Below are 799 nucleotides of genomic sequence, written 5' to 3' on the forward strand. Positions count from 1 at the left end.
CGATGAGGCCGCACATCAAGCACGCTTATTTCAAATCAAAAACAAATATGCTGGCGCACTACAGCAAAATGTTGTGGCCTTTGCTAACTTTGAAAAACAAACCACTGCAGAAAAAACACAATCGGTTATAAATCTCGGTGCGACAGGCTTTAAAGCCATGGCAGGCCAAAGTAAAAAAGCATTTAAAGCTTACAAAGCCTTTAGTATCGCCCAAGCAATAATGAATACCTATCAAAGTGCAACAGGTGCTTTTACTTCATTAGCCCCTATTCCCATTGTTGGCCCGGCCCTAGGTGCGGCTGCAGCTGTGGCAGCCGTAGCCATGGGTTTACAACAAGTCAGACAAATTAAAGCACAACAACCCGCAGGTATTGCACACGGTGGTTTAGATTATGTCCCAAATGAATCTACTTACCTGCTTCAACGTGGTGAGCGTGTATTAAGCCCAAAACAAAATATTGAAATTTCAGCTGCAGCACAACGCATTAACCAAGGCTCATCTAACAATGGTACTGGTAACAGCGTTTATTTAACCGTTACCAATCAAATACAAGTACAAGGTAGTACCGACGAGCAAAACAGTGAGCGAGTTGGCAATGACATTGGCCGTCAAATTGAAGCTTATATTGTAAGTAATGTAAATGACAATGGCTCTATCATAAGGGCCATAAGAAGTGCAGCTTGATGCATTTTTCGTTCGCTCTAATTGATTAAAATACCACTGCATTATCATAAACGATAACCTCGGGGGATTTTAAACATAAAGCGACAGCACATCGACACTGTGTTTTTATACAGT

Annotated in this window: 1 pseudogene; it reads left to right on the forward strand. The window is 41.6% G+C overall.

The window, feature by feature from the left end:
* Nucleotides 1-685, forward strand: a pseudogene (locus CJF42_RS23495) (tape measure protein); the annotation flags it as partial.
* Between the last annotated feature and the right edge of the window lie 114 nt (nt 686-799).

The sequence above is a fragment of the Pseudoalteromonas sp. NBT06-2 genome (assembly GCF_002276045.1).
GTDB lineage: Bacteria > Pseudomonadota > Gammaproteobacteria > Enterobacterales > Alteromonadaceae > Pseudoalteromonas.